A 22738-nucleotide genomic window follows, 5' to 3' on the forward strand; every position below is an offset into this window, starting at 1 on the left:
ATGACGCTCACGCAGAACGATGCTCCGGCCGGGGAGAAGCTGATCACCCAGAACGCGATCGAGCAGTTCCTCTACCGCGAGGCGCGCTTCCTCGACGACCGCGAGTTCGAGAAGTGGCTCGAGTGCTACGCCGACGACGTCGTCTACTGGATGCCCTGCTGGGACGACGCCGACCTCCTCACCGAGGATCCGCAGACCGAGATGTCGCTGGTCTACTACCCCAACAAGGGTGGCCTGGAGGACCGCGTCTTCCGGATCCGTACGGAGCGGTCCTCGGCCACCTCGCTGCCCGAGCCGCGTACGTCGCACAACATCAGCAACGTCGAGGTGATCGAGCGCCGCGGCGACCTGGTCGACGTGCGGTTCAACTGGCACACGATGTACTTCCGCTACAAGAGCGTCGACCCCTACTACGGCACGTCGTTCTACACGATCGACTTCTCCGGAGAGCAGCCGCTGATCCGCCGCAAGACCGTGGTGCTGAAGAACGACTACATCCACCACGTCGTCGACATCTACCACTTCTGAGGAGGTGTGGGATGACTGCCACCGAGACTGAGATCGCGACCCACCAGGTCGCACTGTCCTTCGAGGACGGGGTGACCCGGTTCATCACCGTCCGTGAGGACCAGACCGTCGCCGACGCGTCCTACCGTCAGCGGATCAACATCCCGCTCGACTGCCGCGACGGCGCCTGCGGCACGTGCAAGGCACTGTGCGAGTCGGGGGAGTACGACGGCGGCACCTACATCGAGGACGCGCTCTCCGATGCCGAGGCCGCCGAGGGGTACGCCCTGCCCTGCTCGATGAAGCCGCGCTCGGACCTCGCGCTGCAGATCGCCACCACCTCCGAGGTCGCCAAGACCGGCGCCGCGAGCTACACCGGCACGGTCGTCGGCCTGGACCGGCTCAGCCCGACCACGGTCGAGCTCGCCATCGACATCCCCAACCGCGGCGAGCTCGCCTTCCTGCCCGGCCAGTACGTCAACATCGCCGTGCCCGGCACCGAGGTGACCCGGTCGTACTCCTTCGCCAACGCCCCGCACGAGGAGCGGCTCGTCTTCCTGGTCAAGCTGACCGAGGGCGGCGCGATGTCGACCTGGCTGACCGAGCGCGCCGCCGTCGGCGACGAGGTCACCTTCACCGGGCCGAACGGCTCCTTCTTCCTGCGCGAGGCGCGCCGGCCGGTGCTGATGCTGGCCGGCGGCACCGGCCTGGCGCCGGTGCTCTCGATGCTGCGCCAGCTCGAGGTCGACGGCTGCGCCCGTGGTGGCCGACTGGTCTACGGCGTCAGCACCGACGACGACCTGGTCAAGCTCGACGAGGTCGGTGAGCTGGTCTCGCGGATCCCCGGGTTCACCTGGGACCACTGTGTCTCCGACCCGGCCTCGACCGCCGCCAACAAGGGCTACGTGATGAGCCTGATCGGCGACGAGCACCTCCATGACGGCGACGTCGCGATCTACCTGTGCGGCCCGCCGCCGATGGTCGAGGCGGTGCGTACGCACGTCGCCGACGCCGGCCTCGAGCCCACCGGGTTCTACTACGAGAAGTTCGCCCTCGCCGTGCCCGCCGAGGCGCCCGAATCCGCTGGTCGAGCCGCGAGCGCCAGCGAGCCTGTCGAGACCAACACAGTCGCGGCACTGATCGAGTCGCCCGAGGCGCGTGGCATCGGCGGGCAGGAGGTGTTCGCGATTGACGACTCTGTTGGTCTCGACACGGCCTCGTTCGTTCCTCACGAGGCCGGCTCGACCGGCGGGGGTGGCTCGACCGACGATGGTGACCGGATTCGCCGGATCGCCGGGCAGCTGGTGCTTCCTCCGCTGGTCGAGCCCGGACACGCAGTGGCCGGTGTCGAGACCAACACGGTCGAGGACCTGCTCGAGTCCCCCGAGGCGCGTGGCATCGGCGGACAAGAGGTGTTTGCGCGAGACGACTCTGTTGGTCTCACTGAGCTTGATCCGGTGGGGCCTCCGCCTAGCGGCTCCGCCGGCTCGACCAGCGGGGGAGCCGGCTCGACCAGCGGGGACACGACGGCGGACGGCTACACGATCGGCGAGGAGCATCCGGACATCTCGGCCTCCGACGCGATCTTCGAGGCCCGGGCGGCGCTGGAGGTCGGCGCGCTCGACCTGACCATCGGCCGGCTCGACTCCCAGCAGCTGACCGGCTACCGGCTGCTCGCCGACGCGACCCTGCCGTACGTCGACGGCGACCGCTTCCTCGACGCCCACGGCTACACCGAGACCAACGCGGCCTTCCACGACTACCTGTTCACCCTGACCGGCAACAGCCATCTGCTGGCCGCCTACCAGGCGCTCGGGGTCAAGGGCCGGATGGAGGACGTGCTGCGCAACGCCACCTGGTGCCACCCGAGCTGTACCCAGGACCACCTCGACATCGTCGAGGCCTTCGAGCGCGGCGACCGGATCGCCGCTCGTGACCTGATCAAGGCCCACAGCGAGCGCTCGAAGGAGACGATGCGGCGCGCGATGGCTGAGTCGGCCGCCGCGACCAAGCCACGGTTCATCACCCCGGGCCGGTTCGCCGGCCAGGTCGTGGTGGTCACCGGGGCGGCCCAGGGCATCGGCGCCCAGGTCGCCCGAAGGGTGGGCGCCGAGGGCGGCAAGGTCGTCCTAGCCGACCGCTCGCCGCTGGCCGGTGAGGTGGCCGCCGACCTCACCGAGCAGGGTGGGACGGCGACGGCGGTCGAGTGCGACCTCGAGCGCTACGACGGCGCCGCCGCGCTGGTGGAGCAGGCCCTGGCGGCGTACGGCCGGATCGACGTGCTGATCAACAACGTCGGTGGCGCGATCAACTTCAAGCCGTTCGTCGAGTTCACCGCCGACCAGATCGACGCCGAGATCACCCGGTCGCTGATGACCACCCTCTACGCCTGCCGGGCCGCGCTGCCGGGCATGGTCGAGCGGGGCCGTGGCGTCATCGTCAACGTCTCCTCGGCCGCGACCCGGGGCATCCACCGGATCCCGTACTCGGCGGCGAAGGGCGGGATCAACGCGATCACCGCCTCCCTCGCGCTCGAGTACGCCGACGCGGGCATCCGCGTCACGGCGACGGCTCCGGGAGGTACGGAGGCACCGCCGCGCCGGATCTCCCGGGGCACACCAGCGCCGGGCACGGACGCGGAGAAGGCGTGGTTCCAGGCGCACATCGACCAGACCCTCGAGACCTCGCTGATGCATCGCTACGGCACGCTCGACGAGCAGGCCGCCGCGATCTGCTTCCTCGCCTCCGAGGAGGCCTCCTACATCACCGGCACGGTCCTTCCCGTCGCCGGCGGTGACCTCGGCTGAGCCACCAGGTCCTCTCTCGGGGCCGACCCTCCCTTCGCGAGCACGCTCGCGTGACCCATGGAGATCACCCATGTCCGAAAGTACTGATGACAAGCGCGGGCGCCAGCTCGCCTGGGTCGTCGCGCTCTCCGCGCTGGCCCTGATGTTCGACGGCTACGACCTCGTGGTCTACGGCACCGTCCTGCCGACGCTCATGGCCGACTCGTCCCAGATCGGGCAGCTCTCCGCGGGCCAGGCCGGCACCCTGGGCAGCTATGCGCTGGTCGGGGTGCTCGTCGGCGCGCTGAGCGCGGGCGCGGTCAGCGACCGGATCGGGCGGCGAAAGGTGGTGCTCGCCAGCGTGACCTGGTTCTCCCTCGGGATGGCGGCGACCGCGCTCGCGTCTTCGATCGCCGTCTTCGGCACCCTGCGCTTCCTCACCGGGATCGGGCTGGGCGCGATCCTGGCGACCGTCGGCGCGCTCGTCGCCGAGTTCGCACCGCCGGAGAAGAAGAACCGGCTCAACGCGCTCGTCTACAGCGGCATCCCCGCCGGCGGTGTGACCGCGTCCCTGATGGCCCTGATCATCGACCCGAGCGGCTCCAACTGGCGGATCCTGATGGCGATCGGAGCCAGCCCGCTGATCCTGCTCCTGCCCTTCGCCGTCGCCAAGCTTCCCGAGTCGCAGCTGTGGCTCGACTCCCGCGCTCAGCCGGCGCGCGCCGGCGCGGCCCAGGACGCGGTCGGCTTCAGCGCTCTTGCCCGCCGACCGCTCGCGTTCCCGACGATCGTGCTCGGCCTGATGAGCTTCTCCGGACTGCTGTTGACCTACGGCCTCAACACCTGGCTCCCGAAGATCATGGAGGACAACGGCTACGGCAAGGCCTACGCGCTCACCTTCTTGCTGGTGCTCAACGGCGGCGCCATCGTCGGTGGGTTGCTGGCCTCGTACGTCGCCGACCGCACCGGAGCCAAGAAGGTCGTCTCGACGACCTTTGTGCTCGCCGGCCTGATGCTGGTGCTGCTGCCCCTCGGGCTGCCGCTCGCCGTGCTCTTCCCCGCCGTGGCGATCGCCGGCGTCGGCACGATCGGTACGCAGGTGCTCATCTACGGCCTCGTCGCCAACTACTACCCGACCCGTGCCCGCGGCGCGGGCGTCGCCTGGTGCGCCGGGTTCGGACGGCTCGGCGGGATCGTCGGGCCGATCATCGGCGGTGCTCTGGTCGCTGCCGGGGTCGGTGGCAGCACCGCGTTCCAGATCTTCGCGGGCATCGCGCTGCTCGGCGCAGTGGTCGCCGTTGCCGTGCCGCGCTCGCCCGAGGAGACCGTGGTCGACGTCGTGGTCGACGGAGCCGTGGCAGCATGAAGGGGGCCTAGGGTGTGACCGTGCTCATAGAGAGAGCTGGGTGTGTCGGTCGTGAGGACGAGCTCGGTGAGCTCGCCTCGCGGCTGGCCCTCACCCGTGCCTCGGGATCCGCAGCGATCCTGGCCCTCGGGGGCCGGGGGATGGGCAAGACAGCGCTGTTGCGCGGTCTTGCCGACCGCGCCGCCACACCGGCGCTGAAGGCCCGCGCCGGCGCGTGGGAGCAGGGCACGCCCGGCGCGGCGCTGCGCCAGCTGCTCGGTGAGGACCCGCCGGCCGACCCGGCCGATGCCGCCGACGCCCTGGTGGCCCGTGCGCTGGTCGTCGCTGTCGGTGACGAGCCAGGTCTGATCGTCCTCGACGACGCGGATCTCGCCGATGCCTTCTCGCTTCAGGCGATCGCGTCAGCGCTGCGCCGGCACCGTGACTCACCCTTCCTGGTGGTGCTGGCGGCCACCCGCAGCACCGCCTTCCTCAGCGAGATCGCCGCGGACGCGATCCGCATCGAGGGCCTCGACGCGTCCGCGATCGCCGAGCTCGGCGCGCTGCGCGGGCGGGTGCTGCACCCGGCGATGGCCGAGGTGCTCACCCGGCACACCGCGGGCAACCCTCGCGATGCGGTCGCACTGCTCGACGAGCTCGCGCCGAGCCAGTGGGTGCGCCCCGAGACCCAGCTGCCGGCACCCAGCCACGTACGCGACGAGGTGCAGGCCGCTCTGGCCGGCTGCACCCCCGAGGGACGCGCCCTGGCGGAGGCTCTCGCCGTGCTCGGCGAGGGCGCCTCGCTGGGGCAGGCCGCCACGCTCGCCGGCCTCGCGGACCCGTTGACCGCGGTCGACGCCCTGGCGGCAGCCGGCCTGACCGAGACCTCCCGAGATCACCTCCCGCGGTGGCGTACGCCGCTCGTCGGTGCCGCGGTGCTGGCGGCGATGGGCGCTCGCCGCGCCGCCGACGCGCACCAGCGCGCCGCGCAGATCGTCGATGACGAGGTCGGTCGGGTCCGGCACCTCGTCGCCGCCACCCCGATGGCCGACGCCGATCTGGCCGACGAGGTCGCCCGGCTGGCCCAGCGGCGCGGCGACGAAGGCGCCTGGGCCGACGCCGCCGCCCTCTACCGCGACGCCAGCCGGCTCACCGTGGATCCGCTGGACCGAGACGACCGGCTGATCCGGTCCGTCGACGCTTTGGTCGCGGCCGGCGACGGCACCGGCGCGGCGGCGCTGGTGCCCGTGATCGAGGGGCTGCGCGAGACGCCGCTGCGCGATGCCGTGCTCGCCTATCTGGCGATCCTGCGCGGGCGGGCCACCGAGGCCGAGGTGCGGCTCAAGCGGGCCTGGGACATCGTCAACGCCGACCGGGAGCCCGAGACCGCGGCGCTGATCGCCCAGCGACACGTGCTGCACTCGCTGGCGCAGTGCCGGGGCACCGAGCTGGTCACCTGGGCCGACCGAGCGATCTCGCTGGCCGGCCGGGACACCGCGGCCGGCGTCGAGGCGGCAGCGATACGCGGGCTCGGGCTCGCGATGTCCGGCCGGTTCGAGGACGCCCACGACGCGTACGTCCTCGCCGCCCGCGAGGTCGGCCACAGCGCGCAGACCCAGCGGGTCACGATGGGCCGCGGTTGGCTGGGGGTGCTCGCGGACGAGCCCGACGAGAGCCGGAGCCTTCTGGAGGGCGTCACCGACCCACGCGTCCTCGGTGGCTCGACCCGGATCTCGTTGTGGGCGCTCGCCTGGCTGGCACGTGTGCAGTTCCTGATGGGAGAGGGCGAGGCCGCCCTGCACACGGTCGCGGCCGGCCGCGCGCTCGCGGCCGAGTCGGGCATCGCCCTGATCACGCCCCTGCTGGAGTGGACGGCCACCGAGACCCACCTGCTGAACGGCAGCTGGGAGGACGCCGCCCGCGCCGCCCGCGCTGCCGAGGCCGGAGCCCAGGGCTACGAGATCATGCGGGTGCCGGCCATGCTCGCCCGCGCCCACATCGCCGAGGCGCGCAGCGACTTCCGTGCTGTGCTCCGCATCCTGGAGCCGCTCACCCACGCTCCGACGGGCAGCGCGCTGACCGAGCCGGCCATCTGGCCCTGGGCCGAGACGTACGCTGCCGCGCTCGTCGCCGAGGGCCGGCTGGACGAGGCCGACGCCTTCCTCGGCCCCCATGAGACCCGCGCCCGCGAGGAGCAGCATCGCTCCGCCCAGGCGCGGCTCGCCACCGCACGTGGCCGCTGGCACGGTGCCCGCGGCGATCTCGTCGGGGTGCGGGAGACCTTCGACAGTGCGCTCGGCCTGCTCGAAGGGCTGCCGCTGCGCTACGAGCGAGCCCGGGTCACCTTCGCCTACGGCCAGGCGTTGCGGCGCGCGGGTCGCCGGCGCGACGCGGACGCGCTGCTCTCGGCGGCCCGCGACCAGTGGGACGGCATGGGTGCGCGCACCTTCGTCGATGCGGCCCAGCGCGAGCTGCGAGCCGGGGGAGTGCGGGCGCCGCGTGGCCGCCGCGGCCCGGTCGACCTGACCCCGCAGGAGGAGGCCGTCGCCGAGATGGTCGCCTCCGGGCTCTCCAACCGGGAGGTGGCCGCGCAGCTGTTCGTCTCGCCCAAGACCGTCCAGTATCACCTGACTCGCATCTACTCGAAGCTCGGCGTCCGCGGCCGCACCGAGCTGGCGGCGATGTCCGCCGAGCCGGCCGTCGAGTCATCCACCGGGTCGTCCGCCGAGCCGACGGAGGAGTCATGAGCATCGACATCGACGTCCGCGAGCCCCGCTCCGGTCTGCTCCACGACCTGGGCAGTCACGAGCTGACCAACGGCTTCATCGGGTTCCTGTTCTCCTGCACCGGTCCGGTCGCGGTGATCCTCGCCGTCGGCCAGGGCGCCGGCCTCTCCGCGGGCGCGGTCGCCTCCTGGGTGAGCGCCGTCTTCTGCCTCAACGGCGTCCTGACGATCATCGCCTCGCGGTGGAGCCGGCAGCCGCTGGTCTACTTCTGGACGATCCCCGGCACCGTGGTCGTCGGCCAGGCGATGTCCGCGGGCACGACCTGGCCGGAGGCTGTCGGCGGGTTCGTCATGGCGGCGGTGCTGCTGCTCGCCCTGGCGCTGACCCGCCAGGTCGACCGGGTGATGCACCTGCTGCCGATGCCGATCGTGATGGCGATGGTCGCGGGCGTCTTCCTCCGTTTCGGCACCGACCTGGTGCTCGCCGTCGATCGTGACCTCGCGATCGCCGGACCGATGGTGGCCGCTTTCGTGGCCGTCAGCGCGATCCCGCGGCTGGCGCGCTGGCTGCCCGCGGTGCTGGCGGCGCTCGCCGTCGGCGCGGTGGCGGTCTCCTTCGCCGACCGGCCGGCCGTCCAGGTCACCGGCCGCTGGGTGGTCGATCCGGTCTGGACGGCTCCGTCGTTCACCGGGTCCGCCTTCGTCGAGCTCACCATCCCGCTCCTGGTCACCGTCCTGGTCGTGCAGAACGGGCAGGGGATGGCGGTGCTGCGCGCCGTCGGCCACGACCCCCGGATGAACCAGGTGACCGGCTGGTGCGGGGTCACCTCGCTGGTCGCCGCGCCCTTCGGCGGCGTCTCCACCTGCCTGGCCGGACCCACCAACGCGCTGGTCACCGCCTCGGGCGAACCTCGACGGCACTACGCGGCAGCGATCTGGTGCGGGGTGCTCGCGATCGGGTTCGGCCTGCTCGCCCCGGGGATGGTCAGGGCGATCACCACCATGCCCGAGGCGTACGTCGCGGCTCTGGGTGGCCTGGCCATGCTCAAGCCGCTGCAGGGTGCCTTCCAGTCCGCCTTCAGCGGGCCCCACGTCACCGGCGCCCTGGTCACCTTCCTGGTGACCGTCGCCGACATCACCGTGCTCAACATCGGCTCCGCCTTCTGGGGGCTGGTGGTCGGTGTCGTGGTCAGCGTGCTGCTCGACAGCGACAGCCGGAACAGCCGAGAAGACGGCGACAGCCGCAACAGCGAGGAGAAGTCATGACCACGACCGAGTCGACCTACCCGGACGCGACGATGCGCTACGGCGCCACCGCTCGTCAGGTGGCCGACGTCTTCGAGCCAGAGGAGGCCACCGACTCCCTCGTGCTGCTGCTCCACGGCGGGCTGTGGCGCGACTCCGACCGGATGCGCACCTGGGCGGCCGGCCGGGCTCTGGGGGAGGCAGGTCATCTCACCGCGACGGTGGAGTATCGGCACGGCCAGGGCCAGTGGCGCCAGGCGTGCGAGGACGTCGAGACCGCGATCGAGTCGATCCAGCTCAGCGGCCGCGAGTGGACCGTGCACAACGACGCCCCGCGCCGGATCACCCTGGTCGGACACTCCTCCGGCGGTCAGCTCGCCCTGTGGGCAGCCTCCCGCCCGGGCACCCTGGTCACCGGCGTCGTGGCCCTGGCTCCCGCCGCCGCACTGGCCGCGATGAGCGACGAGGGCCTCGGCGACGGAGCGGTCGAGGAGTTCCTCGGTGGGTCGCCCGCCGAGGTGCCCGACGCGTACGCCGCCGCCGACCCCGTCGGCCTCGCCCCTCAGGTCGCCGTCCGGATCCTGCACGGCGCTGCCGACACCGTGATCCCCTACGGGATCTCCGAGCGTTATGTGGCAGCCCACCCCGGCGTACGCCTCGAGGCGGTCGACGGCGCCGACCATGCCGCCTGGGGAGACCCGGCCTCCGCGGCCTGGCCGCGCCTGCTCACCGCGGTCGGCGAGGTCTGAGCCGAGCGGATTGGGTGACGACGGCGTGGGCGCGGAGAATAGTCGCATGACCGTGAACGAGCAGCCGCGGAGACAGCGTCATCTGATGGACCCGGACAATCCCGTCCGACCCGTCAACGACAAGTCGCTGACCCGGGTGCAGCAGTGGGTCATGTCGGTGCTGGCCGTGTTCACGGTCGCCCACCTCGCGGTCGGGCTGGTCATCGGGGCCGTGGCCATCGACCCGGCCTACCAGAGCTCGCGGATCGGCCTGTGCGTGATCGCCGGCGCCTTCGGTGTGCTCGGCGTCGCCGGGGGGTTCCTCATCCACAAGCGCAGCCCGTTGACGCCGTGGCTGCTCCTCGGCCTCCTGCCCGCCGTGGTCGGCATCTGGATCATCGCGCGCTAGCCGCAGTCGAAAACCACGTCGAGTCGGCTCGTTCTGACCGAAAACGACGTCGAGTCGGCTCGTCAGAACGAGCCGACTCGACGGTTTGGATGCTCAGCCGGGCAGCGAGTCGCCCTGGACGGCCTGGATGTCCAGCTCGACCTTCAGCGTCGTGCCGATGGCGGCGATGCCGGCGGCGACGGCCTGGTTGTAGTTCATCGCGAAGTCCTCGCGCCGCAGCTGGGCGGTCGCGTGGAACGCGGCCCGGGTGCCGCCCCACGGGTCGGGGCCTGTGCCGAGGTAGGTCACGTCGAGATCGACCTCGCGGGTCTGCCCGTGCATCGAGAGCTCGCCGTGCACCGTCCAGCGGTCGGAGCCGGTCGGCGTGAGGCCCGTGGAGCGGTAGACGATCTCGGGGTGGTTCTCCACGTCGAGGAAGTCGGCGCTCTTGAGGTGACCGTCGCGCATCGAGTTGCCGGTGTCGATCGAGGCGGCCCGGATGATCGCCTCCACCCGCGACCTGGCGAGATCCTGCGGTGCGATCTCGACGACACCGGAGAAGTCGGTGAACCGGCCGCGGACGCTGGAGATGCCCAGATGCTGCGCGACGGCACCGACGCTGGAGTGGACCGGATCGATCGTCCACGGCCCCGGGGTCGGCAGCGACGACTCACCCTGACGGGTCAGCGTGACGGTGCCGAGGTCGGCCTTGCCCGAGGCGGTGACGATCGCGGTGGACGCGGTGGGGGTCCATCCGATCGCGGTGACGATCGCGACGTACGCCCCGGCCTTGAGGACGGTGTCGTCGGTGACGACACCGTCCTGGTCGGCCTCGGCACGCAGCACCTGACCGCCCGCCGTGTCGGTGAGGGTGATCACCGCGTGGGCGACGGCCCAGCCGTCGCGGGTGCGGATCTGTGCGGTCAGAGCCATGCTGGTTCTCTCTACTCGTCGGGGTGGGTGAGCACGATCTCGTGGCCGTCGACACCGGCACCGCTGAGGGTCACGGTGCTCGTCGCAGGTGGGTAGCTGGTGGCCAGCACCGTGTAGTCGCCGCCGTCGAGATCGGCGAAGGCGTAGGCCCCGTCCTCGCCCGTCGTCGCGGTCGCGACCACGTTGCCGGCCGCGTCGACCAGCGTGACCCGGGCGTCGGCGAGCGGACCGACCGACGCCTTGACCAGGCCGGTCAGGCGCGAGCCGGTGATCAGCTCCACCTCGAGCCGGGTGACCCCGGTGGCGCCGATCTCGATCGGCACCGCGTGCGGACGGAAGCCCTCGGCGTTGACCGCGACCGTGGCCGGGCCGGGCACCAGCTCGTCGATGAAGAAGGTGCCGTCGGCGACGGTCGTGCCCGTGGAGAGCAGGTCGCCGCGTACGTCGGTGACGATCACCATCGCACCCGGCACCGGCGCACCGCCGTCGCCGCCGCGCACGATGCCCTTGAGGCCCGTGGTGCCGCTGAGCAGGAGGTCGTACGCCACGGGGTCACCGCTCACGACGACCGTGGACGCCTGCGGCTGGAAGCCGTCGGCAGAGGCGATCAGCACGTAGGTGCCGGCGCCAGGGGCGTCGACCGAGTAGGCGCCGTCCGCGTGGGCGACCGAACGGCCCAGCTGACGCCCGGAGAGGGAGATCAGCGTGACCGCCGCGTGCGGGATGGGAGCGCTCGCGGCGCCGCGTACGAAGCCGTGCAGCGGGATCCCGTGGGAGATCGGCGCCGAGACCGCGGCGGGGTTCACGTCGTCAACAGTGTCCTCGTGGGAGTGCTGCTCGGGGACACCGACCAACGCCTCGGAGACCGCTGCCGGACTGTCGAGGTCAGACGCCTCGGCGGCGGCCTGCTCGAGACCGCCCTTGGTCTTTAGCGGGACCTCCTTGATGAACAGGATGAGGACCAGCGCGATGACGGCGATGCCCGAGGCGACCAAGAAGATGTCGGCGATCCCGTGTCCGAAGGCGCTCTCGAGCACGGTCCGCAGCGGTTCCGGGACCTTGTCCATGTCGGGGATCTCACCCGTGGAGCCCTGGGCAGCCGAGGCGTACTTCGGACCGAGGTCGGCCAGGCCGTCCTCGACGTAGTCGCTGACCCGGTGGGACATCAGCGCGCCGAGCACGGAGACGCCCATCGCGCCGCCGAGGCTGCGGAAGAAGGTGACCATCGAGCTGGCCGCGCCGAGATCGGCCGGCGCGACCTGGTTCTGGGTGGAGAGCACCAGGTTCTGCATCGTCATGCCGACGCCGAGACCCAGGAGGGCCATGAAGATGGCGACATGCCAGTACTCGGTGTCGTAGCGGATCGTGCCGAGCAGACCCAGGCCGCCGACGATGAAGACGCCGCCGGCGACCAGCCACGCCTTCCACTTCCCGGTGCGGGTGATGACCTGGCCGGAGATGGTCGAGGACAGGAACAGCCCGGCGATCATCGGGATCGTCATCACGCCGGCCATCGTCGGCGACTTGTCGCGGGCGAGCTGGAAGTACTGGCTGAAGAAGATCGTGCCGGAGAACATCGCCACGCCGACGAAGAGCGAGGCGAGGGAGGAGAGGGTGATGGTGCGGTTGGCGAAGAGCCGCAGCGGGATGATCGGCTCCTTGGCCTTCGACTCGATCAGCACGAAGATCAGCAGCAGCGCGACGGAACCGCCGACCATGGCCGCGGTCTCCCAGGAGGCCCAGTCGTACTTGTCGCCGGCGAAGGTGACCCAGACCAGCAGCAGGCTCACGCCGGCCGCCATGAAGAACGCGCCGGCCCAGTCGACCTTGACGCCCTCGCGCTTGACGAGGGGGAGGTGCAGGGTCTTCTGCAGCACGATGAAGGCGATGATCGCGAACGGGATGCCGACGTAGAAGCACCAGCGCCAGCCGAGCGAGTCGGCGTCGGTGATGACACCGCCGAGCAGCGGCCCGCCGACGGTCGCGACCGCGAAGACGGCGCCGAGGTAGCCCGAGTAGCGGCCACGCTCACGCGGGGAGATCATCGCCGCCATGATGACCTGGGCCAGAGCGGTCAGACCGCCCATGCCGATGCCCTGGACGGCCCGGGCGGCGATGAGCTGCTCCGGGTTCTGAGCCAGGCCGGCGACGGCGGATGCGCCCACGAAGATCACCAGCGCGACCTGCATGAGCAGCTTCTTGCTGAACAGGTCGGCCATCTTGCCCCACAGCGGGGTGGTGGCCGTCATGGTGAGCAGGGTGGAAGTGATCACCCAGGTGTAGGCCGACTGCCCGCCGCCGATGTCGGCGATGATCTCAGGCAGTGCGTTGGAGACGATCGTCGAGGAGATCATCGCCACGAACATGCCGAGCAGGAGGCCCGAGAGTGCCTCCATGATCTCTCGGTGAGACATGTGGAAGCCGTCGTCTGACGAGCCTCCAGGGGGACTGGGGTGAGTCCGCTCGGCTGTCGTCGTGGTTGCCATGGACTTCCTTTCCTAGCTGCCGGTGGTGCTGGTGCGAATGTGGTCTGTGGGGGTGGGGTCCTGGGTCGCGGCCCGGCAGCTGCCGAGGCTGTCGCGAAGGTTGGTGAGCAGACGGATCAGCTCGTGTACGTCGCCGTCCTCCCACCCGCTGAGCCGGTCGGCGATCAGCTCCTCGATCTGCCGTGAGGCGACGTCGAGCAGGTCGCGGCCGGCGTCGGTCAGGCACAGGATGCGGGAGCGTCCGTCGGTCGGGTTGGGGGAGCGTTCGATCCAGCCGCGCTCGGCGACGTAGGCGACGTGCCGGCTGGTCACGGAGATGTCGACCGCGAGCAGCTCGGTGAGCTCGCTCATGGTCATGTCGCCGTGCTGTCGCAGCATGGTCAGCACGCCGGCCGGCCCAGCGGAGAGCTCGGCCGGAAGGTGGCGCACGAGACCCTTGCGCACGGCCCCGACCTCGCTGAGCTGAAACATCAGCTCCTGGTACGTCGCGTGTCCGGCCATCGCCCCTCCAAGTTGGTTGACTTTTACAACCTTATTGAGGATAGGGGGCCGATGCAAATTGCCGAGCGGGTCCGGGGGAGGGAGTCTCCGTTTCGGTTGGCGGAGGCCTCGGTGGGCGGCCTCGGTCGACGTTGTCGCGGGCTATCGCGTGAACGGCAGCGCGTGCGCGGCGAAGGTCAGTGCGTCGATCTCTCGGGTGAGGGTGGACTCCGTGAGCGGCAGGGCTCGCCAGAGGGCGAGGCCGTTGACGACGCTGAGGAGGAAGTGCGCCCTGGCCCTGTTGTCGCCCTCCTCGAGCGCGCCCTGCTCGACGAGTATCGAGAGCCATGTCTCGATGCGACGGGTGGCCTGGACGTCGAAGGTGGCGTACGTGGTGCGGACGTCGTCAGGCGCGTCGGGGCTGATGTAGTTCCGGAAGATCTCGTCCCATCGGGTCCGAGCCTCGTCTCCTGTGCCGATGGCGGCGACGAGTCTGCCCAGGTTGTCGACGAGGCGTTGCCGCGCGGGCAGTGCCGTGTCGTGGATGCGGTCGTCGGGCATCGCCGACTCGTACATCGACGCGAGGACGGCGTCGAGCAGGACGCGCTGCGTCGGGAAGTGGTGTCGCAGCGTCCCCATCCCGACGCCTGCTCGTGCGGCGACCGCGCGCACCGTCAGGCGCTGCCCACCGTCTTCTCCCATGATCGATGCGGCCGCGTCCAAGATCTTGTCCCGCGTGCTCATGATCCCTCTCTGTCCCTGGCGTGTCTCCGAAGTAGCACTCACGCTAGCACGCTGTGCTACCGTCTGGATTAGCACAGCGTGCTAGTCGTTCCATTCGCAGACGCCGAGTGGCCCTACCCACCACAGAAAGAGAGTCCATCGTGATTGAGACCCTCCAGGACTTCGCCCAGTCGTTCCCCGGCTGGCTCCAATGGTTCGCCGTCTTCCTGGTCGCCGCCATCCCGTTCGTCGAGTCGTACGCCGGCACCCTCATCGGTGTCGCCATCGGGCTGCACCCTGCTGTCGCGGTCAGTGCCGCGATCGCCGGGAACGCCGCGGCTGTCGTGCTTGTCGTCGTCGTGTCCAGCCGGATCCGGCAGCGCCTCCGGGCGGCGCCGAAGGCAGAGACGAGCTCTCCCGGGCGCAAACGCGTCGGCCGCTTGTTCCAGCGATTCGGGATCCCGGGGGTCTCCTTCGTCGGTCACCCGACACAGATCTCGTCCGCGGCGATGGTCGGTCTCGGCGCGAACCCCACCAAGGTCCTCGTCTGGGAGCTGACGTCGATCGTGGTCTGGGGAGTCGCCGTCGCTGTCCTCGGCGGTCTCGGCATCCACGCGCTCGGGCACTGAAGACCTCTCTCCACGAAGGAACACATCATGTTGCGAAAGCACACAGTCCGAACCATCGTTGCCGTTGCACTCGCGCCGGCCGCACTCTTGCTGGCCTCCTGCGGGTCGGCACCCGCGAGCGAGACTCCGGCGAAGGCTGATCTGAGCAGCTTCTACGACCAAGAGCTGCAGTTTGAATCCTGCACGGACTATGCCGTCACCGAGCTGCAGGAGCAGGCGTTCAAGAACATCCCTAGCGCCGAATGTGCGCGCTTGACGGTGCCCGTCGACTACGACCATCCAAGCGAGGGCACCACGAAGCTGGCCGTGACGCGCATGGCTGCACGTGGAGACGCGAAAGGGTCGGTGGTCGTCAACTCCGGGGGTCCTGGCGGCTCCGGACAGCTGCAGGCGCTCAACGCCTTCGTCGGTTTGAAGGACACCCCCATCACCGAGCAGTACGACATCGTCGGAATCGACCCCCGTGGCGTGTCTGCGTCGTCGCCGGCCATCGATTGCATCTCCGACAAGCAGAGCGACAAGACCGGTTTCGTGTTCCCCGCCGGCGTCCTCCAGGGTTCGTGGACAGCCGAGGACACCGAGAAGGCCGCCAGCGAGTGCGTCAAGCGCTCGGGGGGCGAGAAGTTCGTCGCTGAGGTCGGCACCCCCAATGTGGCGCGTGACATGGACGTACTGCGGGAGGTTCTCGGCGACGAGAAGCTGACCTACATCGGCCAGAGCTACGGAACGCGTCTCGGTGCGATATACGCCGAGATGTTCCCCTCGAAGGTGCGCGCCCTCGTCCTCGACGGCGCTCAGGACCCCTCCCTGCAGAGCGCGGAACGGAAGATCACGCAGTACGCCGGGTTCCAGCGCTCCTTCGACCTGATGGCCGACGCCTGCACGAAGCAGCCGGACTGTGTCCTCGGGCAGGATCGCGAACGTGCGCTGGAGCGGTTCCACGACATCGTCCGTCCGCTCATCGACAAGCCGGTGACGACCAGCAGCGGCCGTCCCGTGAACTACAACACCGCGATCGGGGCAGTCATCGGCGGGCTCTACCAGTCCACGACCTGGCCGACCGTGCAAGCCGGTATCGAAGAGCTGACCCACGGCAAGGGCGACGCCCTCCTCGCGCTCAGCGACGGATTCGCGGAACGCGGATCGCAGGGTGTCTGGTCCAACTACCTGGAGGCGAACGTGGTCATCAACTGCATGGACGAGCAGCGCCGCACACCCGAGGAGGAAGAGCAGCTGCGCGCGAAGATCTGGGCGAAAGCGCCGTTCCTGGACCCGGGGGAGAGCGTCAAGGGTGCCCGCGACGGCTGTGAGGCCATGCCGGGAAAGACCGAGATCACCTACCCGTACGCACAGAACATCAACGGCCTGCCTGAGACCCTCACGATCTCCATCACCGGCGACCCCACCACTCCCTACCAGGGCGGAGTCACCCTCGCCGACACTCTCGGCGGCGCCCTGCTCACCGTCGAGGGCGAGCAGCACACCGTCGCGATGGCCGGTCAGAGCCCGTGTGTCAATGACGTTGTCAGCGACTACGTCGTTGATCTCGAGGTCCCTGACAAGGGCGCCACCTGCAGCCTCAAGTGACCCCACGGGGCCGCCATCTCGCCGTGTTCGGCTCGATAGGCCCTAGGCGCTGGGCGCCCGGCCAGGACGTGGTCCTGGCCGGGCATGCTCAGTGCGTCGAGGGTGTCGTCGAGATCTCCGAGCGGTCACCGGACCACAGCGTGTGGAAGGCGCCGTCCTTGTCGACGCGCTTGTAGGTGTGGGCGCCGAAGAAGTCCCGCTGGCCCTGGATGAGCGCGGCGGGCAGGCGGTCGGCGGCGAGCGAGTCGAAGTAGGAGAGCGCCGAGGAGAACCCGGGGGCGGGCACGCCGGCCGCGGCCGCGATCCCCACGACCCGCCGCCACGTCTCCTCGCCCGAGGCGACCGCGTCGGCGAAGTAGGGGTCGACCAGCAGGGTCTCGAGGTCGGGCTCGGCGGCGTACGCATCGACGATCCGGTTGAGGAAGCGAGCCCGGATGATGCAGCCGGCCCGCCAGATCTTGGCGAGCGCGCCGAGGTCGATGTCCCAGCCGTACTCCTTCGCGCCGGCCACGATCAGGTCGAACCCCTGCGCGTAGGCGACCACCTTCGAGGCGTAGAGGGCGGCCCGTACGTCGTCGACGAACGTGTCGGGCACCTGCGGCGTCGCGGGGTGTGCCCGCGTGGAGCCCTGCACGGAGGCGCGCATCGCGGCGCGCTGGGCGGTCTTGGAGGAGACCGCGCGGGCGAAGACCGCCTCGCCGATGCCCGAGACCGGGATGCCGAGGCCGAGCGCGTTCTGGACCGTCCAGACGCCGGTGCCCTTCGAGCCGGCCTCGTCGAGGATGACGTCCACGAGCGGCTGGCCGGTCTCGGCGTCCTTCTGGGCGAGCACCTCCGCGGAGATCTCGATCAGGTAGGACTCCAGGTCGCCGGTGTTCCAGTCCTTGAAGACGTCGACGAGCTGCTCCACCGAGAGCCCGCCCACCCGCCGGAGGAGGTCGTAGGCCTCTGCGATCAGCTGCATGTCGGCGTACTCGATGCCGTTGTGGACCATCTTCACGAAGTGGCCGGCGCCGTCGGTGCCGACATGGGTCACGCACGGCTCGCCCTCGGCCACTGCGGCGATGCTCTTCAGGATCGGGCCGAGCGTCGTCCAGGCCTCGGGCGAGCCGCCGGGCATGATCGAGGGCCCGTTGAGCGCACCCTCCTCGCCGCCGGAGATGCCGGTGCCGACGAAGTTGAGGCCACGCTCACGCAGCTCGCGCTCGCGGCGGATCGTGTCGTTGAAGTTGGCGTTGCCGCCGTCGACGATGATGTCGCCCGGCTCGAACCGCTCGGCCAGCTGCTCGATCACCGCGTCGGTGCCCTTGCCGGCCTGCACCATGATGATCGCCGTACGCGGCGTGGCCAGCGTCGCCACGAAGTCGTCGATCGTCTCGGAGGCGATGAACCCGGCCTCGGGATGCTCGGTGACGAGCTCCTCGGTGCGGGCGTAGGTGCGGTTGTAGACCGCCACCGTGTTGCCCTCGCGCGAGGCGAGGTTGCGGGCCAGGTTGGACCCCATGACGGCCAGCCCCACCACGCCGATGTTCGCTCGGTCGTCCGCTGAGCCGGTCTCGGTGTTCGACATCGCTGCTCCTCGTTGCTGCTCCGGGTTGGATGAAGGTGGTCCCATTCAACGTGAAGCAGCCAAGAAAGGAGAGCGAAACCTGGTCAGCGTGCGGTGCGATGGACGAAGTCCTCGAGCGAGACGGTGATCTCGTCGCGGTTGTCGCGGTGGCGCAGGCAGTAAGAGGTCGGATACCACCCCGACTCCTGCCACTGCGCGGGCAGCTTGAAGTCGTGGCAGGCGTCCTCGGTCTCTCCACCACGCATGCGGTCGAACCACTCGTGGGTGACCATGGCCTCGTAGAAGGTGACCTCGCCGTTCCAGGTGCCGTAGATCCAGGTGTGCGTGAACGGCTCGCCGTTGAACTCCGGAGCGGTCGGATCCACCAGGTGGTTGCCCATGGCGGGCTCGATCGCGTCCATGTCCGTGTAGTCCGGGGCGAGGTACTCGGCGGCCGGCATCACCTTGGCGAGCTCGAGGTCGTCGCAGTTCATCAGGTGTGCGCACGGACCCGGCCGGATCGCGACGCGCTCGACATCGGGCTTCACGTAGAAGTGCACGTCGAAGTGGGGATCGCCGTAGACGTCGGGCGGCGGGTGGCCGCCGGGGTTCCAGTTGCTCAGGACGTACGTGAACGGGGTGTCCACGTCCTCGCGGAACTGCCGACCGAGGTCGAGCTGCCGGGCATGGCCGCCGGCGCACTCGGTCATCTCGTCGATGTGCCCGTCGCCGTCGACGTCGTAGCAGGTCGTGCCGTCGTGGGGCGGGTGCTGCGGCAGCCCGGAGAGGCTGCCGTCGGACAACACCAGCCCGATCGTCAGCGGTCGATCGCCGACCGACTGGCTGTAGGCCGTCAGCACGCCGTCGCCGAACCTCTCCGACTCGCCGCGCTCGGCGCAGGGGCCGCGGTAGGACGCGGTGGTGGCGATCAGCAGGTCCACCAGCTTCTCCGGCACCCGCAGCGATCGCTCGCGGTCCGGCGCCTGCGTGCTCGCGAGGCAGACCCAGGTGAGATCGGAAGAGGTCGGGGCGGTGGCAGATGCTGAGCCACCCGCGGCGGTCGTCGCGGCGAGAGTGGCAGTCAGGGCGAGGGCGGCAATGAGCTTTCGGTGGAGAGCCATGGATGCCTCCGGGTGATCGAGTGTGTTCCTCAGAGTGTTGCCGAAGGCACTTTCAGGGCGCTTTCATCGGTGGTCCGCGATCGTGGTGGCGGGACCACCGCGTCCAAGCAGGCCTCGAGGCCGGTCGCGCACTCGGGCGTCTCGATGCCGTGCTCCTCGGCGAGGACGGCGGCCTGTCGGGAGCAGACGAGCGCCGCCGATGTCCGCCCACGGCTGTGGTGGACCGCGGCCAGCTCGAGCAGCGCCCGGACCTGGACGGGCCGGTGACGCTGTCGTTGGGCCACCTCGTGGGCCTCGGTCAGCCAGCGGGCTGCGTCGTGGGCCCGGCCGCCGAGGTAGTAGGCGCGAGCCAGCGGGAGGAGCGTGAGCGAGGAGACGTCGATCGAGCCGGAGCGGTGCGCGTCCGAGACCGAGTCGGCTGCTGCGTACGCCTCGGAGGCGCGTCCGCTCGCCGCCAGGGTCTCGGCGAGGAATGCCGTGGTGGTCGCGCGCAGTGCCGCCTCCGGGTGGTCGTCGTGGATGCGGAGCGCCTCGCGCAGCAGCTCGCCGGCGGCGTCGAGCCGGCCGAGGCGCAGCTCGCGGACGCCGAGGGACCGGACGATGATGCCCTCTGCCTCGCGGTCGCCGAGCGATCGGGCGGCCTCGCGTGCGCTCGCGTGCAGATGCCCGGCGATGTCGTCATGTCGCCCCAGGTCGAGGTAGGGCCACAGCATCAAGGAGAGATCGATCGGATACTCGGGGATGCCGAAGTCTGCGATGCACAGGAGCTCGGAGCGTCGCGCGTCGAGCCACCTCAGCGCCGTCGCGCACATGTCCAGCGCGGCGGCACGACCACTCTGCCCGGGTATGGAGCGGCGAACGGCCTCCACCGGGTGTATCAACGAGGCGGCCCGGGCGATGGTGTCGAGCCAATAACCCAGCAGGCGGTCGTGGGAAGCGGCCTTGTCGTCGTGCAGGTTGGCCAGGTCCTCGGCGTACGCCTGGAGCAGCGAGTGCAGGGCGTACCGATCCGGTGCGGCGCGCCGGGCGAGACCGAACCGAACGAGCTCGTCGAGCAGCCCGCGCATGCCCCCGAGGCCAGGCGCGTCCAGCAGGGCAGCGGCTTGTTGAGCGTCGAGGTAGTGGTGCGGATGCCTGCACCGGAACCCGCAGAGCCGGAACAGGCGCGCGGCATCAGGACTCAACCGTTGGTAGGACCAGGACAGGACTCCTCGGATCGAGGTGTGCACGTCCCCGGTCTCGAGCAGATCCAGATGCGATCGCTCGGCGTCGAGCTCGGCGACCAGCTGAGCGATGCCGGGGCGGTGCTGACCGTGGAGGCGTTCGGCGGCCACCCGAAGGGCCAGCGGAAGACCCGCGCAGTGCTCGACCAGCCGGGCGGCTGCTCCGGTGTCGGCCAGGTCAGGGGCGAGCGAGGAACGCAGCAGCGCGAGCGACTCGTCCTCCGACAGCGGCCCGAGATCTAGACGGTGGGCGCCCTGGCTCGTGGACAGGCCGGAGAGTGCGCCTCGGCTGGTCACGATCACGAAGCAGGATGTCCCGCCGGGCAGGAGAGGTCTGACCTGGTCGGCGGCGAGGGCGTTGTCGAGCATGATGACCAGTCGGCGGTCGTGAGTGAGCGTGCGGAACAGGGCGGCGCGTTCGGAGAGGTCCGGCGGGAGGGTGGTGCGTCTCTCCCCGAGCGCGACCAGGAAGCCGGCCAGTGCGGTGAAGGCGGGCACCGGATCGTCGGGGCTGAAGCCTCGCAGGTCGACGTAGAGCTGACCGTCGGGGAAGTCCTCGCGGTGCTCGTGTGCCCAGGACGTGGCCAGCGCGGTCTTGCCGACGCCGGCCGTGCCGGTGAGCAGCACGAGCCGCGCCGTCATGCCCGGCACCTCGGCGAGAACGCCGTCGAGCACGTCCCGTTCGGGTCGCCGTCCGACGAGCTCGCCGGGCGGAGCAGGGAGCTGAGCCGGTCTGAGGAGCGGCGCCTGCGGGCGCGGCGCGACCTCGGCGTCCTCGCCGAGGAGGATCCGGCGCTCGGTGCGCTGCAGCTCCGGGCCGGGTTCCAGGCCGAGCTCGTCGAGCAGGTGGCGGCGAGCCGCGTGGTAGACCTCGAGCGCCTCGGCCTGGCGACCGGCGCGATGCAGCGCGGTCATCAGCAGGGCCTGGAGCCTCTCCTGCAGCGGGTGTCGGCGAGCCGCGTCGGCGAGGTCGGCGACCACCTCCAGGTGGCGACCGCAGTCCAGCTCGGCCGCGTAGAGCTCCTCGAGCGCCATCTGACGACGCTCGGTCAGGAGCTGCGCGTGACTCCAGAGCTCGCCGAGGTCGACCCCTTGGAACGGGGTGCCGCGCCACAGGGCCAGCGCCGAGCGCAGCAGCGCGGCACGCTCGGCCGGGTCCGCGGTGGTCGAGGCGCTGCGCACCAGCTCGAGGAAGCGGTCGCTGTCCAGCTCGCCGTCCTCCACACGGAGGACGTAATGACCGTCGGTGTGGGTCAGACGGTCGGGGACGTCGAGCGACTTGCGGAGGCGGTGCACGGTGACCTGGAGCCGCTGGAGACTCACCTCCCGCGGGTGGTCGCCCCAGATGGCGTCCAGCAGCAGGTCGGTCGCGACCGGCGCGTTCGCGCGCGCGAGCAGCACCGACAACAGCCCTTGCCGGATGGGCGCGGGACCCGGAAGCCGCCGCCCGTCGGCGACGATTCGCACCGGACCCAGGACCTGGAAGTCCATCTGAACACCTCCCACAAATTGCCATTGTGGGCATGGTAAAGATGCAGCGCAACGGCAATATCCGGGCCCCGGGGGCGGGTTCGTCAGACAGCCACAGCGCCCACGGCCAGCGACAGGTAGATCCCGGCGCTCGCCCAGCCGAGCCGCCGCCGCGCCCGTGTCGAGGAGCGCAGCCGCCGCGACATCCGGCTGGCCAAGATGGCGTACGTGCCGTCGCAGAGCCCGGCGATGAGCACGAAGATGACGCCGAGCACGGCGACCTGCAGGGACACCGAGCCGCGCCGCGGATCGACGAACTGGGGCAGGAAGGCGAGGAAGAACAGTGCGGTCTTGGGGTTCAGCAGGTCGACCAGCAGGCCGTCGACGTAGAACCGCCGACGTCGTGGCGGCATCGCCGTCACCTCCTCGGTCCGCGGGCGGTCACGGACGAGCAGCGCCCGCGTGGCCAGCCAGAGCAGATAACCGGCGCCGACCCAGGTGAGGAGGGTGAACGCCGTCGCGGACGCCCGCAGCAGGGCGGCGATCCCAGTCATCGACAACAGGACATGGACGGCTGCGCCGGTCTCGAGGCCGGCCATCGAGAAGAGCCCGGCGACCCGGCCGTGCTCGACGCTGCGCGTGACGACGTACACGACCGCCGGTCCCGGTATGAGCATCGTCACCAGCGACGCTGCCCCGAATGCGAGCATGACCTCGCTGCTGAGCACGAACATTGCTCTTCCCCCATGTCCAGGGGCCGTACGTCGGCCACCTGGACAGCCAGGTTGAGGGAAGGGGCTTACTTGTCGCTTA

General features: G+C 70.4%; 17 protein-coding genes. 9 read left to right on the forward strand and 8 right to left on the reverse strand.

Annotation, left to right across the window (positions count from 1 at the left end):
• The 7 genes from benB (at window position 1) to FB381_RS06300 (ending at window position 9745) form a co-directional block, all read left to right on the forward strand.
• Window positions 1-528: a benzoate 1,2-dioxygenase small subunit gene (benB, locus tag FB381_RS06270; RefSeq protein ID WP_141779496.1), complete on the forward strand. Its 528-nt coding sequence runs from the start codon at window positions 1-3 to the stop codon at window positions 526-528.
• A gap of 11 nt (window positions 529-539) precedes the next feature.
• Window positions 540-3314, forward strand: a complete 2775-nt coding sequence (gene benC / locus FB381_RS06275; protein WP_141779497.1) for a benzoate 1,2-dioxygenase electron transfer component BenC — start codon at window positions 540-542, stop codon at window positions 3312-3314.
• A gap of 70 nt (window positions 3315-3384) precedes the next feature.
• A complete protein-coding gene (locus tag FB381_RS06280) occupies window positions 3385-4659 on the forward strand; it encodes an MFS transporter (RefSeq protein WP_141779498.1) in 1275 nt (424 codons plus the stop codon).
• A 20-nt stretch (window positions 4660-4679) separates the two neighbouring features.
• Window positions 4680-7385, forward strand: coding sequence for a LuxR C-terminal-related transcriptional regulator (locus FB381_RS06285; RefSeq protein WP_211352334.1), 2706 nt, complete (start codon window positions 4680-4682; stop codon window positions 7383-7385).
• The gene (locus tag FB381_RS06290) at window positions 7382-8629 is read left to right on the forward strand and encodes a benzoate/H(+) symporter BenE family transporter (RefSeq protein WP_141779499.1); all 1248 of its coding nucleotides are present in this window, start codon (window positions 7382-7384) and stop codon (window positions 8627-8629) included. The genes FB381_RS06285 and FB381_RS06290 overlap by 4 nt, the downstream gene beginning before the upstream one ends.
• On the forward strand, window positions 8626-9357 hold the full coding sequence (locus tag FB381_RS06295) for an alpha/beta hydrolase family protein (protein ID WP_141779500.1): 732 nt from the start codon (window positions 8626-8628) through the stop codon (window positions 9355-9357). Before FB381_RS06290 ends, FB381_RS06295 begins: the two co-directional genes overlap by 4 nt.
• A gap of 46 nt (window positions 9358-9403) precedes the next feature.
• Window positions 9404-9745 carry a hypothetical protein gene (locus FB381_RS06300; RefSeq protein WP_246087986.1) on the forward strand — a complete coding sequence of 114 codons (342 nt, stop codon included), beginning with the start codon at window positions 9404-9406 and terminating at the stop codon, window positions 9743-9745.
• 93 nt (window positions 9746-9838) lie between these two features.
• On the opposite strand, the gene FB381_RS06305 is transcribed toward FB381_RS06300, so the two are convergent.
• The 4 genes from FB381_RS06305 to FB381_RS06320 all read right to left on the reverse strand — a co-directional run bounded on the left by FB381_RS06305 (window position 9839) and on the right by FB381_RS06320 (window position 14367).
• Window positions 9839-10657, reverse strand: coding sequence for a YceI family protein (locus FB381_RS06305; RefSeq protein ID WP_141779501.1), 819 nt, complete (start codon window positions 10655-10657; stop codon window positions 9839-9841).
• Between the two features lie 11 nt (window positions 10658-10668).
• Window positions 10669-13053, reverse strand: a complete 2385-nt coding sequence (locus FB381_RS06310; protein WP_246087987.1) for an MFS transporter — start codon at window positions 13051-13053, stop codon at window positions 10669-10671.
• A gap of 102 nt (window positions 13054-13155) precedes the next feature.
• Window positions 13156-13644, reverse strand: coding sequence for a MarR family winged helix-turn-helix transcriptional regulator (locus tag FB381_RS06315; protein ID WP_141779503.1), 489 nt, complete (start codon window positions 13642-13644; stop codon window positions 13156-13158).
• A 141-nt stretch (window positions 13645-13785) separates the two neighbouring features.
• Entirely contained in the window at window positions 13786-14367 is a 582-nt protein-coding gene (locus tag FB381_RS06320) for a TetR/AcrR family transcriptional regulator (protein ID WP_141779504.1), read from the reverse strand.
• A gap of 140 nt (window positions 14368-14507) precedes the next feature.
• Here FB381_RS06320 and FB381_RS06325 point away from each other — a divergent pair, with 140 nt between their 5' ends.
• Window positions 14508-14975 carry a hypothetical protein gene (locus FB381_RS06325; RefSeq protein WP_141779505.1) on the forward strand — a complete coding sequence of 156 codons (468 nt, stop codon included), beginning with the start codon at window positions 14508-14510 and terminating at the stop codon, window positions 14973-14975.
• A 315-nt stretch (window positions 14976-15290) separates the two neighbouring features.
• Window positions 15291-16562 carry an alpha/beta fold hydrolase gene (locus FB381_RS06330; protein ID WP_211352335.1) on the forward strand — a complete coding sequence of 424 codons (1272 nt, stop codon included), beginning with the start codon at window positions 15291-15293 and terminating at the stop codon, window positions 16560-16562.
• Window positions 16563-16650: 88 nt separating this feature from the next.
• Here FB381_RS06330 and gndA read toward each other — a convergent pair whose 3' ends face one another.
• The 4 genes from gndA to FB381_RS06350 form a co-directional block, all read right to left on the reverse strand.
• Entirely contained in the window at window positions 16651-18132 is a 1482-nt protein-coding gene (gene gndA / locus FB381_RS06335) for an NADP-dependent phosphogluconate dehydrogenase (RefSeq protein ID WP_141779507.1), read from the reverse strand.
• Window positions 18133-18215: 83 nt separating this feature from the next.
• The gene (locus tag FB381_RS06340; RefSeq protein ID WP_141779508.1) at window positions 18216-19232 is read right to left on the reverse strand and encodes a hypothetical protein; all 1017 of its coding nucleotides are present in this window, start codon (window positions 19230-19232) and stop codon (window positions 18216-18218) included.
• 29 nt (window positions 19233-19261) lie between these two features.
• Entirely contained in the window at window positions 19262-21946 is a 2685-nt protein-coding gene (locus tag FB381_RS06345) for an AfsR/SARP family transcriptional regulator (RefSeq protein ID WP_141779509.1), read from the reverse strand.
• Between the two features lie 83 nt (window positions 21947-22029).
• Window positions 22030-22659: a LysE family translocator gene (locus tag FB381_RS06350; protein WP_211352336.1), complete on the reverse strand. Its 630-nt coding sequence runs from the start codon at window positions 22657-22659 to the stop codon at window positions 22030-22032.
• Window positions 22660-22738 lie beyond the last annotated feature (79 nt).

Source organism: Nocardioides albertanoniae (assembly GCF_006716315.1).
Taxonomy (GTDB): Bacteria; Actinomycetota; Actinomycetes; order Propionibacteriales; family Nocardioidaceae; genus Nocardioides; species Nocardioides albertanoniae.

Bases quoted from the DNA above. Each gene is read 5' to 3' on its own strand.
- FB381_RS06315 (WP_141779503.1), bottom strand. From the start codon at position 13,644: ATGGCCGGACACGCGACGTACCAGGAGCTGATGTTTCAGCTCAGCGAG.
- FB381_RS06350 (WP_211352336.1), bottom strand. From the start codon at position 22,659: ATGTTCGTGCTCAGCAGCGAGGTCATGCTCGCATTCGGGGCAGCGTCG.
- FB381_RS06330 (WP_211352335.1), top strand. From the start codon at position 15,291: ATGGCTGCACGTGGAGACGCGAAAGGGTCGGTGGTCGTCAACTCCGGG.
- FB381_RS06295 (WP_141779500.1), top strand. From the start codon at position 8,626: ATGACCACGACCGAGTCGACCTACCCGGACGCGACGATGCGCTACGGC.
- FB381_RS06345 (WP_141779509.1), bottom strand. From the start codon at position 21,946: ATGGACTTCCAGGTCCTGGGTCCGGTGCGAATCGTCGCCGACGGGCGG.
- FB381_RS06305 (WP_141779501.1), bottom strand. From the start codon at position 10,657: ATGGCTCTGACCGCACAGATCCGCACCCGCGACGGCTGGGCCGTCGCC.
- FB381_RS06340 (WP_141779508.1), bottom strand. From the start codon at position 19,232: ATGGCTCTCCACCGAAAGCTCATTGCCGCCCTCGCCCTGACTGCCACT.
- FB381_RS06290 (WP_141779499.1), top strand. From the start codon at position 7,382: ATGAGCATCGACATCGACGTCCGCGAGCCCCGCTCCGGTCTGCTCCAC.
- FB381_RS06300 (WP_246087986.1), top strand. From the start codon at position 9,404: ATGACCGTGAACGAGCAGCCGCGGAGACAGCGTCATCTGATGGACCCG.
- FB381_RS06310 (WP_246087987.1), bottom strand. From the start codon at position 13,053: ATGGAGGCACTCTCGGGCCTCCTGCTCGGCATGTTCGTGGCGATGATC.
- benC (WP_141779497.1), top strand. From the start codon at position 540: ATGACTGCCACCGAGACTGAGATCGCGACCCACCAGGTCGCACTGTCC.
- FB381_RS06280 (WP_141779498.1), top strand. From the start codon at position 3,385: ATGTCCGAAAGTACTGATGACAAGCGCGGGCGCCAGCTCGCCTGGGTC.
- gndA (WP_141779507.1), bottom strand. From the start codon at position 18,132: ATGTCGAACACCGAGACCGGCTCAGCGGACGACCGAGCGAACATCGGC.
- FB381_RS06320 (WP_141779504.1), bottom strand. From the start codon at position 14,367: ATGAGCACGCGGGACAAGATCTTGGACGCGGCCGCATCGATCATGGGA.
- benB (WP_141779496.1), top strand. From the start codon at position 1: ATGACGCTCACGCAGAACGATGCTCCGGCCGGGGAGAAGCTGATCACC.